The 14,529-nt window shown below is 54.2% G+C and carries 15 protein-coding genes; 6 read left to right on the top strand and 9 right to left on the bottom strand.

Annotated features, from left to right (window positions below; translation table 11 throughout):
- Nucleotides 1–232: 232 nt before the first annotated feature.
- Nucleotides 233–1,276 (top strand): quinolinate synthase NadA, encoded by a 1,044-nt coding sequence (nadA, locus tag V5P19_RS10095; RefSeq protein WP_334402700.1) that lies wholly within the window; start codon nucleotides 233–235, stop codon nucleotides 1,274–1,276.
- Between the two features lie 22 nt (nucleotides 1,277–1,298).
- Nucleotides 1,299–2,018 (top strand): nicotinamide riboside transporter PnuC, encoded by a 720-nt coding sequence (gene pnuC, locus V5P19_RS10090; protein WP_334402697.1) that lies wholly within the window; start codon nucleotides 1,299–1,301, stop codon nucleotides 2,016–2,018.
- Here pnuC and zitB read toward each other — a convergent pair.
- Nucleotides 2,015–2,953, bottom strand: a complete 939-nt coding sequence (gene zitB, locus V5P19_RS10085) for a CDF family zinc transporter ZitB (protein WP_334402695.1) — start codon at nucleotides 2,951–2,953, stop codon at nucleotides 2,015–2,017. The genes pnuC and zitB overlap by 4 nt on opposite strands.
- Nucleotides 2,954–3,052: 99 nt before the next feature.
- On the bottom strand, nucleotides 3,053–3,439 hold the full coding sequence (locus V5P19_RS10080) for a protein YbgS (RefSeq protein WP_334402762.1): 387 nt from the start codon (nucleotides 3,437–3,439) through the stop codon (nucleotides 3,053–3,055).
- 302 nt (nucleotides 3,440–3,741) lie between these two features.
- Between V5P19_RS10080 and aroG the strand changes: the two genes are divergently transcribed.
- Nucleotides 3,742–4,794: a 3-deoxy-7-phosphoheptulonate synthase AroG gene (gene aroG, locus V5P19_RS10075; RefSeq protein ID WP_334402693.1), complete on the top strand. Its 1,053-nt coding sequence runs from the start codon at nucleotides 3,742–3,744 to the stop codon at nucleotides 4,792–4,794.
- A 62-nt stretch (nucleotides 4,795–4,856) separates the two neighbouring features.
- Here aroG and gpmA read toward each other — a convergent pair whose 3' ends face one another.
- The 7 genes from gpmA to modE form a co-directional block, all read right to left on the bottom strand.
- Entirely contained in the window at nucleotides 4,857–5,609 is a 753-nt protein-coding gene (gene gpmA, locus V5P19_RS10070; RefSeq protein WP_334402691.1) for a 2,3-diphosphoglycerate-dependent phosphoglycerate mutase, read from the bottom strand.
- 205 nt (nucleotides 5,610–5,814) lie between these two features.
- Entirely contained in the window at nucleotides 5,815–6,855 is a 1,041-nt protein-coding gene (gene galM, locus V5P19_RS10065; protein WP_334402689.1) for a galactose-1-epimerase, read from the bottom strand.
- Nucleotides 6,849–7,997, bottom strand: coding sequence for a galactokinase (gene galK, locus V5P19_RS10060; protein WP_334402687.1), 1,149 nt, complete (start codon nucleotides 7,995–7,997; stop codon nucleotides 6,849–6,851). Before galK ends, galM begins: the two co-directional genes overlap by 7 nt.
- 3 nt (nucleotides 7,998–8,000) lie before the next feature.
- The gene (gene galT / locus V5P19_RS10055) at nucleotides 8,001–9,056 is read right to left on the bottom strand and encodes a galactose-1-phosphate uridylyltransferase (RefSeq protein ID WP_334402685.1); all 1,056 of its coding nucleotides are present in this window, start codon (nucleotides 9,054–9,056) and stop codon (nucleotides 8,001–8,003) included.
- Nucleotides 9,057–9,065: 9 nt separating this feature from the next.
- Complete coding sequence (gene galE, locus V5P19_RS10050; protein ID WP_334402684.1) at nucleotides 9,066–10,082, bottom strand: UDP-glucose 4-epimerase GalE; 1,017 nt, start codon at nucleotides 10,080–10,082, stop codon at nucleotides 9,066–9,068.
- 200 nt (nucleotides 10,083–10,282) lie between these two features.
- On the bottom strand, nucleotides 10,283–11,755 hold the full coding sequence (gene modF / locus V5P19_RS10045; RefSeq protein WP_334402682.1) for a molybdate ABC transporter ATP-binding protein ModF: 1,473 nt from the start codon (nucleotides 11,753–11,755) through the stop codon (nucleotides 10,283–10,285).
- 67 nt (nucleotides 11,756–11,822) lie between these two features.
- A complete protein-coding gene (gene modE, locus V5P19_RS10040; RefSeq protein ID WP_334402680.1) occupies nucleotides 11,823–12,611 on the bottom strand; it encodes a molybdenum-dependent transcriptional regulator in 789 nt (262 codons plus the stop codon).
- 127 nt (nucleotides 12,612–12,738) lie between these two features.
- Between modE and V5P19_RS10035 the strand changes: the two genes are divergently transcribed.
- The 3 genes from V5P19_RS10035 to modB all read left to right on the top strand — a co-directional run bounded on the left by V5P19_RS10035 (nucleotide 12,739) and on the right by modB (nucleotide 14,529).
- Nucleotides 12,739–12,888 (top strand): AcrZ family multidrug efflux pump-associated protein, encoded by a 150-nt coding sequence (locus V5P19_RS10035; protein WP_042321036.1) that lies wholly within the window; start codon nucleotides 12,739–12,741, stop codon nucleotides 12,886–12,888.
- Nucleotides 12,889–13,066: 178 nt separating this feature from the next.
- Complete coding sequence (modA, locus tag V5P19_RS10030) at nucleotides 13,067–13,840, top strand: molybdate ABC transporter substrate-binding protein (protein WP_334402678.1); 774 nt, start codon at nucleotides 13,067–13,069, stop codon at nucleotides 13,838–13,840.
- Nucleotides 13,840–14,529, top strand: coding sequence for a molybdate ABC transporter permease subunit (gene modB / locus V5P19_RS10025; RefSeq protein ID WP_334402675.1), 690 nt, complete (start codon nucleotides 13,840–13,842; stop codon nucleotides 14,527–14,529). The genes modA and modB overlap by 1 nt, the downstream gene beginning before the upstream one ends.

The raw sequence follows: 14,529 nt of genomic DNA, 5'->3' as shown, positions 1-14,529 counted from the left end.
AGCTCAGTTGGTAGAGCAGTTGACTTTTAATCAATTGGTCGCAGGTTCGAATCCTGCACGACCCACCAATGTAAAAAGGCGCCCTAAAGGCGCCTTTTTGCTATCCATTTTCTGTGACTTTTCCTCGCAAATTCGCTATCTTGTTTAGTATACAAAACACAATTGCCGTGCGTTTTGCTATGTCATGCAAAAGAAAGGCAATATTGTTAAGCCAGTAAAACGAGAAGCCATAATGAGTGTGATGTTTGATCCAGAAAGCGCCATCTATCCTTTCCCACCGAAGCCTGTTCCGTTGAGCCTCGACGAAAAGCATTTTTACCGTGAGAAGATCAAACGTCTTCTAAAAGAGCGTGATGCGATGATGGTGGCGCACTACTACACCGATCCAGAAATCCAGCAACTGGCAGAAGAGACTGGCGGCTGCATCTCTGACTCACTGGAGATGGCGCGCTTCGGTGCAAAACATCCCGCCTCGACGCTCCTGGTCGCCGGCGTACGTTTTATGGGGGAAACCGCAAAAATCCTCAGCCCTGAAAAAACCATTCTGATGCCGACGCTCAATGCAGAATGTTCGCTTGATCTCGGTTGCCCGATTAACGAGTTCGGGGCCTTCTGTGATGCCCATCCAGATCGTACCGTTGTGGTTTACGCCAATACCTCAGCGGCGGTGAAAGCGCGTGCAGATTGGGTGGTAACGTCCAGCATCGCGGTTGAGCTGATTGAGCACCTGGACAGCCTGGGCGAAAAAATCATCTGGGCTCCCGATCGGCATCTGGGCAACTATGTCCAGAAGCAGACTGGCGCAGACGTTCTCTGTTGGCAGGGAGCCTGCATCGTTCATGATGAATTCAAGATGCAGGCACTTGCGCGTATGAAATCTCTCTACCCTGACGCCGCCATCCTGGTTCACCCTGAATCGCCGCAATCCATTGTCGACATGGCCGATGCCGTCGGTTCAACAAGCCAGCTCATTAATGCCGCCAGGACGCTGCCGCATAAGCAGCTTATCGTGGCGACCGATCGCGGTATCTTCTACAAAATGCAGCAGGCGGTGCCTGAAAAAGAGCTGCTCGAAGCGCCAACGGCAGGCGAGGGGGCCACGTGCCGCAGCTGCGCCCACTGTCCATGGATGGCGATGAACGGCCTGAAAGCCATTGCTGAGGGATTAGAAAACGGCGGCGCGGCACATGAAATTCATGTGGATGCCGCGCTGCGCGAAGGCGCGTTACTGCCGCTTAACCGCATGTTGGATTTTGCGGCTACACTACGTACTTAATTCAATACGCTCCGAGGAAAAGATGGATTTTTTTAGCACACAGAACATCCTGGTCCATATACCGATTGGTGCAGGTGGCTATGACCTTTCATGGATAGAAGCCGTTGGCACGGTGGCGGGTTTACTCTGCATCTGGCTGGCAAGCCTTGAGAAGATCGGCAATTACGCGTTCGGGTTACTTAACGTGACGCTGTTTGCGATTATCTTCTTCCAGATCCAGCTTTACGCCAGCCTGCTTTTGCAGCTTTTCTTCTTTGCGGCGAATATTTACGGCTGGTACGCGTGGTCCCGCCAGAACAGCCAGCAGGAGGCGGAGCTGCAAATCCGTTGGTTGCCTCTACCGAAAGCTATCGCCTGGCTGGTCGCGTGCGTCGTTGCCATCGGTTTAATGACCTTCTACATCAACCCGGTATTTGCCTTCCTGACTCGCCTGGCGGTCGCAGTGATGTCCGGTATCGGCCTCAACGTGACCCTGCCCGTTCTACAGCCGGATGCTTTCCCGTTCTGGGATTCCTGCATGATGGTGCTGTCGATTGCTGCGATGATTTTAATGACCCGCAAGTACGTAGAGAACTGGCTGCTGTGGGTCATTATTAACGTCATTAGCGTGGTGATTTTTGCGCTGCAGGGCGTTTACGCAATGTCGCTGGAATATCTCCTGTTAACCTTCATCGCCTTGAACGGCAGCCGTATGTGGATTAATAGCGCGCGTGAGCGAGGCTCTCACGCGCTTTCCCGCTAATGGTGATGATGGTGTGAGTCACCGGACTGCGCCTCGTTCAGGTGGCAGTCCGGTCCGCTACACGGCTGATACTCCATCTGAATGGTTGCGTGTGCTATTTCGTAGTGATGCTCAAGAAAGTGTTGAACGCGTTTAAGTAAAGCATCGTGGTCATGGGGGGGAACCACCTGGACGTGCAGGGTCATGATCGGTTTCTCACCCACCATCCAGACGTGAACATGGTGAACGTTTCGCACTTCAGGTATTGAACGACAGAGGTTCCGTTTCAGATCGCCGATGTTCAGTGACGTCGGTGCGCCCTCCAGCAACTCATTGACACTCTCTTTCAACAGATGCCAGGCGCTGCGTAAGACCAGACAGGAAACCAGCACCGAGAGAATCGGGTCGATAGGCGTCCAGCCGGTGCCCATGATGATGAGCGCAGCCACGATTGCACCGACAGAGCCCAGCAGATCGCCTAAAACATGAAGGGCGGCCGCGCGCACGTTTAAGTTCTTTTCACCGCTGCCGCGATGCAAAATCCAGAACGCCAGAATATTCGCAACCAGACCGGCGATGGCGATGACCATCATGGTTCCCCCGGCAACGGGCTGCGGGTGTCTAAAGCGCTGAATGGCCTCCCAGACGATAAGAATGGTGATCACCACCAGCGCAATCGCGTTAACAAACGCGGCAAGCGTGGTGAGTCTGAGCCAGCCAAACGTGTGGCGAGCATTGGGGGGGCGGTGGGCGAACTGAACGGCCAGAAGGGCAAAAAGCAGGGCGGCGGCATCGGTTAGCATATGCCCCGCGTCTGCCAGAAGCGCCAGAGAGCCAGACACTATCCCGCCAATGACCTCGATAACCATAAAGGTTGCCGTAACGCCGAAAGCCAGCATGAGCCGTTTTGCGTTGTCATCGCCGGAAGCGTGGGAATGGGGGTGGGAGTGCGCCATGTCATCTTTCCTGAAAGGTTATTATTTTTAGTGTAGCGTTTTTAAGCGCTTAAATAAAAAAGGAGAGCATAAGCTCTCCTTTAAATATATCAACAGTCTTTACTGGGTGGTGCCATCGGTTTTGGTATCGGCATCGCTACCCACTTTGTCGTTCGGATCCGGGCAACGACCGTCTTTACACATCGTGTTTTTATGAACCTCGTCGGTGGTCATACCGTCATGACTCATCGTGCCAGAATCGGTACCGTTCGGATGGAGCATCGTGCTGCCTGTAGCCGTATTGGTACTTCCGTTGTTGATCTGGTTATTATCAACGTTATTCGGGGCTACGTTCTGTTTCGCATCCGGGGCGACCTGGCCTGCGGCTGCGGCCGCATTTGCGTCACCGTTGCTATCAGATGTGCCCGTCTGCGCAGCAAGGACACTGCCGCTTGCCAGAGTCAGGGTGGCCGTCAGAAAGAGGGTTGCCAGTTTCGTCATTTTCATCATGCTGCTCCTGTTCTTATCGTTACGCTGGATAACATTCCAACAGTGCATCTCATTAGAAGGCGAAAGATTCCAGCATACGGACTTGCGTCAGTATGGAATCGCGTTTAATCACACAAAAATGGTTGTTACAGTTAAAAAGCTTAGTGTGGATCTCATTTTTCGCTATTTTGTGGCGATTTTTAGGCTAATTCCAGGAATTATCTGCGTGAAGTGTAAAAGCCCGTTTACACTTCCAGGCCGACAAGTTAGATTGAAAGCATTGCATTCATTACTAAAGATATGGCAGAGCTGGAACGAAAATGAATTATCAGAACGACGATTTACGCATTAAAGAGATCAATGAGTTATTACCTCCTGTAGCGCTCCTTGAAAAATTCCCCGCCACTGAAAATGCTGCAAATACGGTGTCCCATGCCCGCAAAGCGATCCATAAGATCCTGAAAGGCAGTGACGATCGTTTGCTGGTGGTGATTGGGCCGTGCTCTATTCACGATCCTGCGGCGGCGAAAGAGTATGCGGCCCGTCTGCTAAGCCTGCGTGAAGAGTTGCAAGGCGAGCTGGAAATTGTGATGCGCGTTTATTTTGAAAAACCGCGTACGACGGTTGGCTGGAAAGGGTTAATTAACGATCCGCACATGGATAACAGCTTCCAGATCAACGACGGCCTGCGCATTGCGCGCAAACTGCTGCTGGAGATCAACGACAGCGGTCTGCCCGCTGCCGGTGAGTTCCTCGACATGATCACCCCACAGTACCTGGCGGACCTGATGAGCTGGGGCGCAATCGGCGCACGTACCACTGAATCTCAGGTTCACCGCGAGCTGGCCTCTGGCCTTTCATGCCCGGTTGGATTTAAAAACGGTACAGATGGCACCATCAAGGTGGCCATTGATGCTATCAATGCCGCGGGCGCACCACATTGCTTCTTGTCCGTGACCAAATGGGGTCACTCTGCCATCGTGAACACCAGCGGTAACGGCGACTGCCATATCATTCTGCGCGGCGGTAAAGAGCCAAACTACAGTGCAAAACACGTTGCAGAAGTGAAAACCGGCCTGGAAAAAGCGGGTCTGTCACCGCAGGTAATGATTGACTTCAGCCACGCCAACTCCAGCAAGCAATTCAAAAAGCAGATGGAAGTGGGTGACGATGTCTGTCAGCAGATTGCCAACGGCGAAAACGCGATAATCGGTGTGATGATCGAAAGTCATCTGGTTGAAGGTAATCAGAATCTGGAAGGCAGCGAGCCGCTGGTTTACGGTAAAAGCGTTACCGATGCCTGCATTGGCTGGGAAGACACTGACACGATCTTGCGTCAGCTGGCGAATGCGGTAAAAGCGCGTCGCGGTTAAGACCGAATCAGGTAATAAAAAAAAGCGTGGATTGTTCCACGCTTTTTTATGGCTGGCGAAAATTATTTCGCTTTACCCTGGTTCGCTACTGCCGCCGCTTTCGCCGCGATTTCATCAGCGTTACCCAGGTAGTAGTGTTTGATAGGTTTGAAGTTTTCGTCAAACTCATAAACCAGCGGAACGCCCGTAGGGATGTTCAGCTCAAGGATCTCGTCTTCACCCATGTTGTCCAGGTATTTCACCAGCGCACGCAGGGAGTTACCGTGAGCCGCGACGATCACGCGCTCACCGCTTTTCAGGCGTGGCAGAATGGTTTCGTTCCAGTAAGGCACAACGCGATCGATGGTCAGCGCCAGGCTTTCAGTCTGCGGCAGTTCTGCCTCGGTCAGTTTCGCGTAACGCGGATCGTGGCCAGGATAACGTTCGTCATCTTTAGTCAGTTCTGGTGGGGTGACCGCGAAGCCGCGACGCCATTGCTTAACCTGCTCATCACCGTATTTTTCTGCGGTTTCCGCTTTGTTCAGACCCTGCAGCGCACCGTAGTGACGCTCGTTCAGTTTCCAGGATTTCTCAACCGGTAACCAGGCCTGATCCAGCTCGTCCAGAACGTTCCACAGAGTGTGGATGGCACGTTTCAGCACAGAGGTGTAAGCAAAATCAAAGCTGAAGCCTTCATCCTTCAGCAGTTTACCTGCTGCTTTAGCTTCGCTTACGCCTTTCTCGGACAGATCAACGTCGTACCAACCGGTGAAGCGGTTTTCGTTGTTCCACTGACTTTCGCCGTGGCGCACCAGAACCAGCTTAGTAATAGCCATCTCTTACTCCTCAAGCATTTTTAGAATGATAACAATTCTCATTATATTGCTGTGGCCGTGCCATCAGCAACGCTTAACCCTAACCATAGCGAAAATAGTCCCGGAGTGTAAGATGCATGTGAATGCGTGGTTATGATTTTGTCTGCGATCGGCGGTATTTTCAGCAAGGCGAGGAGAAAAAACCCTCCGAAAGGAGGGCTGGATGTTAACGAGGAATAAAATGATATTCCGTCACGCTAATGTACTCTTCACCTGGGCGCAGCACGCAGTCCGGCTGTGGCCATTCAGAATGGTTAGGGCTGTCAGGCAGGAATTCGCTTTCCAACGCCAGACCTTGCCAGTCGCTGTACGCGTCATGTTCGCGAGCCGCCGTGCCGCCAAGATAATTGCCTGAATAGAACTGCAGGGCAGGGGCGGTGGTGTAGACCGTCATCTGCAGCTTTTCATCCGCAGACCAAACCTTCGCGGCAGGTTGCGTGACATCCCCTTTGGCTTGCAGAAGGAACGCATGGTCATAGCCTTTCACCTTGCGCTGATCGTCATCGCTCAGGAAATCCCGGGCGATGGTTTTTGCCTCGCGAAAATCGAAGCTGTTGCCGCTTACGGATTTCAGCCCCTGATAAGGAATGCCCATTTCATCCACCGGCAGATACGCATCTGCGAGGATCTGAAGCTTGTGATTACGCACGTCGCACAGATTACCGTCCAGGTTGAAATACGCGTGGTTGGTCAGGTTGACCGGACACGGCTTATCGACCGTTGCACGGTATTCAATGGCAATGCGGTTATCGTCGGTCAGCGTAAAGCGAGCGGTGGCGGTAAGATTACCTGGGAACCCCTGATCGCCATCGCGCGAATCCAGCGAGAAAAGCACTTCCACGTCATTTTGCTGAACTATCTTCCAGCGACGTTTATCAAACCCTTCCGGGCCACCGTGCAGCTGGTTTTCACCCTGGCTCGAAAGCAGGGAATAGCGGACGCCGTCGAGTTCAAAACGGCTTTTCGCGATGCGGTTTGCATAACGCCCTACAGACGCGCCCAGGTAGGCGGCCTGAGTAACATATTGCTCAGGCGACGCGCAACCGAGCAGGGTTTCACGGACGCTGCCGTCAGGCATAGGGATACGTGCGGAAAGCAGCGTTGCGCCCCAGTCCATTAGCGTAACCACCATCCCGGCGCTGTTACGCAGGGTCAACAGGCGATACGGCAAACCATCCGGTGCAAGGGTTGGCGTTTCGTTTAGCACTGTCCGGCTCCTTGTGACGCTTTACAAACATAGAAGGTTTCTTTGATGCCGGTTTTGGCTTCGTACTGTTTCGCGACCGCATCCTGTACGGCCGGGACGAGCTCTTCAGGAACCAGCGCGACGATACAGCCGCCAAAGCCTCCACCCGTCATACGAACACCGCCTTTATCACCGATGGTCGCTTTGACGATGTCGACCAGCGCGTCAATGTGCGGAACGGTGATTTCAAAGTCGTCGCGCATGGACGCATGAGATTCCGCCATCAGCTCGCCCATCCGTTGCAGGTCACCTTCTGCCAGAGCCGCAGCCGCTTCTACGGTACGCGCGTTCTCTGTCAGCACATGACGAACGCGTTTCGCCACTACCGGATCCAGCTCGTGGGCGACGTTGTTAAATTCATCGAGCGTGACGTCGCGAAGCGCCGGTTGCTGGAAGAAACGAGCGCCGGTTTCGCACTGCTCGCGGCGCGTGTTGTACTCGCTGCCCACGAGCGTACGCTTGAAGTTACTGTTGATGATAATCACCGCCGCGCCTTTTGGCAGAGGAACAGCTTTGGTGCCCAGCGTACGGCAGTCAATCAGCAGGGCATGCTCTTTTTTACCGAGCGCGGAGATCAGCTGGTCCATGATGCCGCAGTTGCAGCCCACGAACTGGTTTTCCGCTTCCTGACCGTTAAGCGCGATTTGCGCGCCGTCCAGCGGCAAATGATACAGCTGCTGGAAAACGGTACCCACCGCCACTTCAAGGGACGCCGACGAGCTTAAGCCTGCCCCCTGCGGTACGTTGCCGCTAATCACCAAATCGGCACCGCCGACGTTCTTATTACGCTTCTGCAGATGCTTTACCACGCCGCGGACATAGTTGGCCCACTGCTGGCTGTCGTGAGTGACAATCGGCGCATCAAGGGAAAATTCGTCAGTTTCGTTGCCGTAATCGGCGGCAATCACGCGGACTTTACGATCATCGCGCTTTGCGCAGCTGATGACGGTTTGATAGTCAATGGCGCAGGGCAGCACGAAGCCGTCGTTATAGTCAGTATGTTCACCGATCAGATTAACGCGGCCTGGCGCCTGAATAACGTGGGTGGCAGGGTAGCCGAATTTTTCAGCAAACAGGGATTGTGTTTTATCTTTCAGACGCATTTATTAGACTCCTGATTCGCGATAATGGACGTCGCTAACGGCACGCAGGCGTTCTGCCGCCTGTTCTGCCGTCAGGTCACGCTGGGTTTCGGCCAGCATTTCATAGCCCACCATAAATTTACGTACCGTCGCGGAACGCAGCAGCGGCGGATAGAAATGGGCATGCAGCTGCCAGTGTTGATTTTCTTCCCCGTTAAACGGTGCACCGTGCCAGCCCATCGAATAGGGGAAGGAGCACTGGAACAGGTTGTCGTAACGGCTGGTCAGCTTTTTCAGCGCCAGAGCAAGGTCGTCTCGCAGCGCATCGCTAAGGTCGGTAATGCGCAGCACGTGCGCCTTCGGCAGCAGCAGCGTTTCGAACGGCCAGGCTGCCCAGTACGGCACAACTGCCAGCCAGTGTTCTGTTTCAACTACGGTACGGCTGCCATCGGCCAGCTCGCGGCGGGTGTAATCTACCAGCATCGGTGATCCGTTCTGCGCGAAATAGTCTTGTTGCAGGCGGTCTTCACGCTCGGCTTCGTTTGGCAGGAAGCTGTTCGCCCAGATCTGCCCGTGCGGATGCGGATTAGAGCAGCCCATCGCTGCGCCTTTATTTTCAAACACCTGTACCCACGGGTAGGTCTGGCCCAGCTCCGCGGTTTGTGCCTGCCAGGTGCTGACCACCTCTTTCAGCGCCTCAACGCTCAGCTCCGGTAGCGTTTTGCTGTGGTCGGGCGAGAAGCAGATAACACGGCTGGTGCCGCGCGCGCTTTCGCAGCGCATCAGCGGATCATGGCTGTCCGGCGCGTCCGGCGCGTCCGGCGTATCGGTCATCAGGGCGGCAAAATCGTTTGTGAAAACGTAGGTGCCCGCGTAGTCCGGATTGGTATCGCCGGTGACGCGGGTGTTGCCCGGGCACAGGAAACAGTCCGGATCGTGCTGTGGAAGCGTCTGCTTGGCAGGCGTCTCCTGCGCGCCCTGCCAGGGGCGCTTGGCGCGATGCGGAGAGACCAAAATCCACTGCCCGCTTAACGGGTTAAAACGACGATGTGGGTGATCGACAGGGTTAAATGGAGTCATGACAGATCCTTAGTCCGGATAACCTTGCGGATGGCGTGACTGCCAGTGCCAGGTATCCTGTGCCATTTCATCAAGCGTGCGGGTGACACGCCAGTTAAGCTCTTTATCGGCTTTGGTTGCGTCGGCCCAGTAAGCAGGAAGATCGCCGTCACGGCGTGGTGCAAAGTGATAGTTCACCGGCTTACCGCAGGCTTTGCTGAAGGCATTCACCACGTCCAGCACGCTGCTGCCGATACCGGCACCGAGGTTGTAAATATGAACGCCCGGTTTTTCTGCTAGCTGCTGCATGGCGGCCACATGACCGTCGGCCAAGTCCATGACGTGGATGTAGTCACGCACGCCGGTGCCATCTTCGGTCGGGTAGTCGTTACCAAAAATCGCCAGCGAATCACGACGACCCACCGCTACCTGAGCAATATACGGCATCAGGTTATTTGGAATACCCTGCGGGTCTTCCCCCATATCACCGGATGGATGCGCGCCGACCGGGTTGAAGTAGCGCAGCAATGCGATGCTCCACTCAGGCTGTGCTTTTTGCAGATCGGTCAGGATCTGTTCCACCATCAGCTTGCTTTTGCCGTACGGGCTTTGCGGCGTACCGGTTGGGAAGCTTTCAACATAAGGGATTTTAGGCTGGTCGCCATAAACGGTCGCAGATGAGCTGAAGATAAAGTTTTTGACGTTTGCCGCACGCATTGCGGAAATCAACCGCAAGGTACCGTTGACGTTGTTGTCGTAATACTCAAGCGGCTTTGCCACCGATTCGCCGACGGCCTTTAGGCCCGCGAAGTGGATAACCGTCTCGATGGCGTGGTCATGGAGGATCTCGGTCATCAACGCTTCATTGCGGATGTCGCCTTCCACAAAAGTCGGCTGTTTACCGCCAAGACGTTCAATCACAGGCAGCACGCTGCGCTTACTATTGCACAGGTTGTCGAGGATGATGACATCATGACCGTTTTTCAGTAGCTGCACGCAGGTATGACTACCAATGTAACCGCTACCACCTGTTACCAGAACTCGCATATTTCGCTCCATTGGGCTTATGGTATGTAATAACCATAGCATAACAGAGACGCGAAAAGTGTGACATGGGATAAATTAGTGGAATCGCTTACACTGATTTTCAAACGCCGTTTTGGACTGCCTATGAGCATTCTAGATCAAAGAGATAGGGAAGTAATGCTGCAGGTTATCTGAAAAAAGGAGGGTAGCGCCCTCCAGGGTTAATCGATTTTGCTCAGCAGGTAACGGTAGCGTTCGCCGTCAGGGACGAATTCAAGCCGATGGGTGATACAGGAAGGGGCATCTTCAGCATGATGTGAAACGAACAGCAGCTGCGTTTCGCCTTCGCCGATCAGAACATCCACAAAGCGGCGAATCAGCTGGCGGTTAAGGGGATCCAGGCCCTGAAGGGGTTCATCGAGAATCAGCAGCGTCGGGTGTTTTACCAGCGCACGAACGATCAGCGCCAGGCGTTGTTGTCCCCATGACAAACTGTGAAACGGCGCATCGGCAATCCGGTTGTCCATCCCCAGAATATCCAGCCACCGCTGTGCAAGCTTGTGCTGTTTATCCGATACCGCCTGATAAATGCCGATGGAATCAAAATATCCGGACAAGATCACGTTGCGCACCGTGGTGCTGACCCGATAGTCCAGATGCAGGCTGCTGCTGACGTAGCCAATATGCTTTTTAATATCCCAGATGGTTTCGCCACTTCCTCGACGACGGCCAAAAAGCGTCAGATCGTTACTGTAACCCTGCGGATGATCGCCGGTGATCAGGCTCAGCAGCGTTGATTTCCCCGCCCCGTTGGGCCCCGTGATTTGCCAGTGTTCGCTCGAGTTTACCGTCCAGCTCAGCTGGTTAAGGATTGGAAGATCGTTATAAGACACCACGCCGTTACGCAGCACAATCCGCGGCTGATGGGGATCTAAACCGTGGCGAGCAGAAGGGCCGTCGGGTTCCGGGAGGGTAATCCCGTCGAGCTTTTCGCTGTGCGCCAGCTGGGCAATGAGCGCCTGGTTCAGCAATACCGCTTTCTCACCGGTTTCGGTCAGGCTGCAGTCGGCAAGCACGCCTGCGTTCTGGACAAAATCCGGGATTTCATCAAAGCGGTTAAGCACCAGCACGATAGTGTATCCCTGCTGGTTGAGGGTGCCTAGCAGCGCAGCGAGCTGGGCGCGAGACTGTACATCAAGCCCGTCGAAGGGCTCATCCAGGATCAGCAGTTCCGGCTGGTTCATCAGCGCCTGACACAACAGCGTTTTTCGCGTCTCGCCGGTTGAAAGGTATTTGAAGCGCCGCTCGAGCAGGGCGGTGATGCCGAACTGTTCAGCCAGATGCTGGCAGCGGACGGGATCTTTCACGTCGTCCTGAATAATGTCGGCCGTGGTGCGGCCGGTATCTTCTTCGCCCGGGCTGAGTAAATCGGTGTTGTTGCGTTGCCACTCTTCGCTTACCAGCTTTTGCAGCTGTTCGAACGAGAGGCGCGTCAGGCGAGTAAACCCGCACTGGCGTTTACCTTTAAGCTGGATGAGTTCCCCGGCCAGCGCGCGGGCCAGCGCGGACTTGCCGCTCCCGTTGGTTCCTACGAATGCCCAGCTTTCCCCGGCGCGTAATGTAAGATCGGGCAGGGCCAGCGTTCGGGTATCGCTAAGACGAAACGTGCCTTGCGAAATATGCAATGATGACATGACGTATCCCATTTTTTGCAGCAATAGATCTCAGGAATACGCACAGTTGGCACGCTTGTCAATGCACTTAGCACAATGTGGCGATGATGACCCGGTCTGCATTGAAATATGCGGTAACGACAGTGCCTTTTTCTAATGTGCGCGCCTCGCTAACCGGAACGGTCGCGCACAGGTGTTGCCCATCCGGCAGCGTCATCAGGACTTCGCACTGCTCATCACCGCGCTCAATATGGCAGATGGCGCCGTGCAGCTGGTTATCGGCTGCTTTAGCAACCTCGGGATTCGCGGTGACGTTAACCCATGGCGCTTTCAACAAAACCAGCACCTCTTTGCCCTCGTCCAAGCCGAGACGCTGCCCGCTCTGTGCGGTAATGGCCGCTTTCAGGCGGGTGGTGCCATCGGCAAGCAGGATCTCAATATGTTGCTGTACCTGAGAATTATCGCGTGCGGTTACCGTACCAAACCACTGATTGCGCGCGCTGGTCTGTAGAGAGAAGCGAGAAATGGCGGCCAATAGGCTGTCCAGCGGGACATTGTCGTCATCACTCAGCACGTCAAAGGCTTTTTGCTGAATCTGGGCCAGCAGATCGTAAAGCTGAATCAGGCGTTGACCGTAACGCGTCAGGAGCGCGCCGCCGCCGCCTTTACCGCCTGTAGCCCGCTCAACAAGCGTTTGCTCGCTCAGGGTGTTCATTTCGTTGATGGCATCCCAGGCGCTTTTATAGCTAATGCCGGCATTTTTTGCCCCCTGGCTAATTGAGCCAGTTTGTTCTATCTGTTTAAGCAGGGCAATACGGCGTGGATCGGCGAAAAGCTTCTGCTGAAGTCGTAAGGTGAGGAGAATTTCGGCCTGCATAACAGTGTCCTGGCAAAAAGTGTATTGTGGCCCAAATGGCGCAGGGCGCAAAGTGTACCGCACAAAAGGGGATGTTTTTCTCACTTTTCAGGGTAGAATAAGCCGTTCACAAAATCTGGAGAAAGCCATGTTAGAGTTGTTGAAAAGTCTGGTATTCGCCGTAATCATGGTACCAGTAGTGATGGCTATCATCCTCGGTGCCATCTACGGCCTGGGTGAAGTGTTTAACGTCTTTTCGAACATTGGTCACAGAGACCAGCCTAAAAAGCAGCAATGATTCCCTACAAAACGCCCGGCTTGCCCGGGCGTTTTGCTCTCAAGTTTTTCTTCCTTTCGCCGATATCTCATTCTGTAGCAGGTATATTTAATCATTAATCGGTACGATTAATCGCTAGGATATCCTTACAGGTTTCGTTATATTTATTTTTATATAACGGTACTTACAGGAGCTACAGATGGCACGTACATGGTTACGCCTTTTCGCAGGAGCAACGTTGACGCTTTCTTTCGTCGGCCACGCGCTGGCAGATGAAGGTAAAATCACGGTTTTTGCGGCAGCATCGCTGACCAATGCGATGCAGGATATCGCAGCGGCGTATAAGAAAGAGAAGAATGTTAATGTTGTCTCCTCTTTTGCCTCTTCTTCAACGCTGGCGCGCCAGATTGAAGCGGGCGCACCTGCGGATCTGTTTATTTCTGCAGACCAGAAGTGGATGGATTACGCGGTCGAGAAGAAATCGATTGATACGTCAACCCGCGACACGCTGCTGGGTAATAGCCTGGTTGTCGTGGCACCCAAAGCCAGTGCGCAGGGCGATATCACCCTCAGCAAAGCGACAAACTGGACCCGCCTGCTTAACGGTGGGCGTCTGGCGGTAGGCGACCCAGAGCACGTTCCGGCAGGGATTTACGCCAAAGAAGCGCTGCAAAAGCTGGGGGCGTGGGAGACATTGTCGCCAAAACTGGCTCCAGCTGAGGACGTTCGCGGCGCGCTTGCCCTGGTTGAACGTAACGAAGCCCCGCTGGGGATTGTCTACGGCTCGGATGCCGTTGCCAGTAAAGGCGTCAAAGTGGTTGGTACGTTCCCGGAGGATTCCCACAAGAAAGTGGAATATCCTGCCGCGATTGTTGATGGACATAAAAATGCGACCGTGACGGCCTTCTATGACTACCTGAAGGGGCCAGAAGCGTCTGCAATCTTTAAACGTTACGGATTCACGACTCACTAATGATATTGACCGAACCCGAATGGCAGGCAGTGCTGCTGAGCCTTAAAGTCTCTTCCCTGGCGGTAGTGCTGAGTTTACCTTTTGGGATCTTCTTTGCCTGGCTACTGGTTCGCTGTAAGTTTCCAGGCAAAGCCCTTCTGGACAGTGTGCTTCATCTTCCCCTCGTTTTACCACCCGTGGTCGTTGGCTATCTGCTGTTGATTGCGATGGGCAGGCGCGGTTTTATCGGCGAAAAGCTGTATGACTGGTTTGGCCTGACGTTTGCGTTTAGCTGGCGCGGCGCGGTGCTGGCGGCAGCGGTGATGTCATTTCCGCTGATGGTGAGAGCAATCCGCCTGGCGCTAGAAGGCGTCGATATAAAGCTAGAACAGGCGGCCCGTACGCTGGGTGCCGGCCGTTGGCGCGTCTTTTTTACCATCACCTTGCCGCTGACCCTGCCGGGCATTATTGTCGGCACGGTACTGGCCTTCGCCCGTTCGCTCGGCGAATTTGGTGCCACCATTACCTTTGTGTCTAACATTCCCGGCGAAACGCGGACGATCCCGTCAGCCATGTATACCCTGATTCAGACGCCGGGCGGTGAAGGCGCGGCGGCACGGTTGTGCATTATTTCGATTGTATTGGCGCTGGCATCGCTGCTGGTGTCCGAGTGGCTGGCGCGAATCAGCCGCGAGCGAATGGGGAAATAG

Source organism: Enterobacter sp. UNJFSC 003 (assembly GCF_036903355.1).
In the GTDB taxonomy this organism is placed as follows: Bacteria; Pseudomonadota; Gammaproteobacteria; order Enterobacterales; family Enterobacteriaceae; genus Enterobacter.
This window is presented reverse-complemented; position numbering and strand designations above follow the sequence as displayed.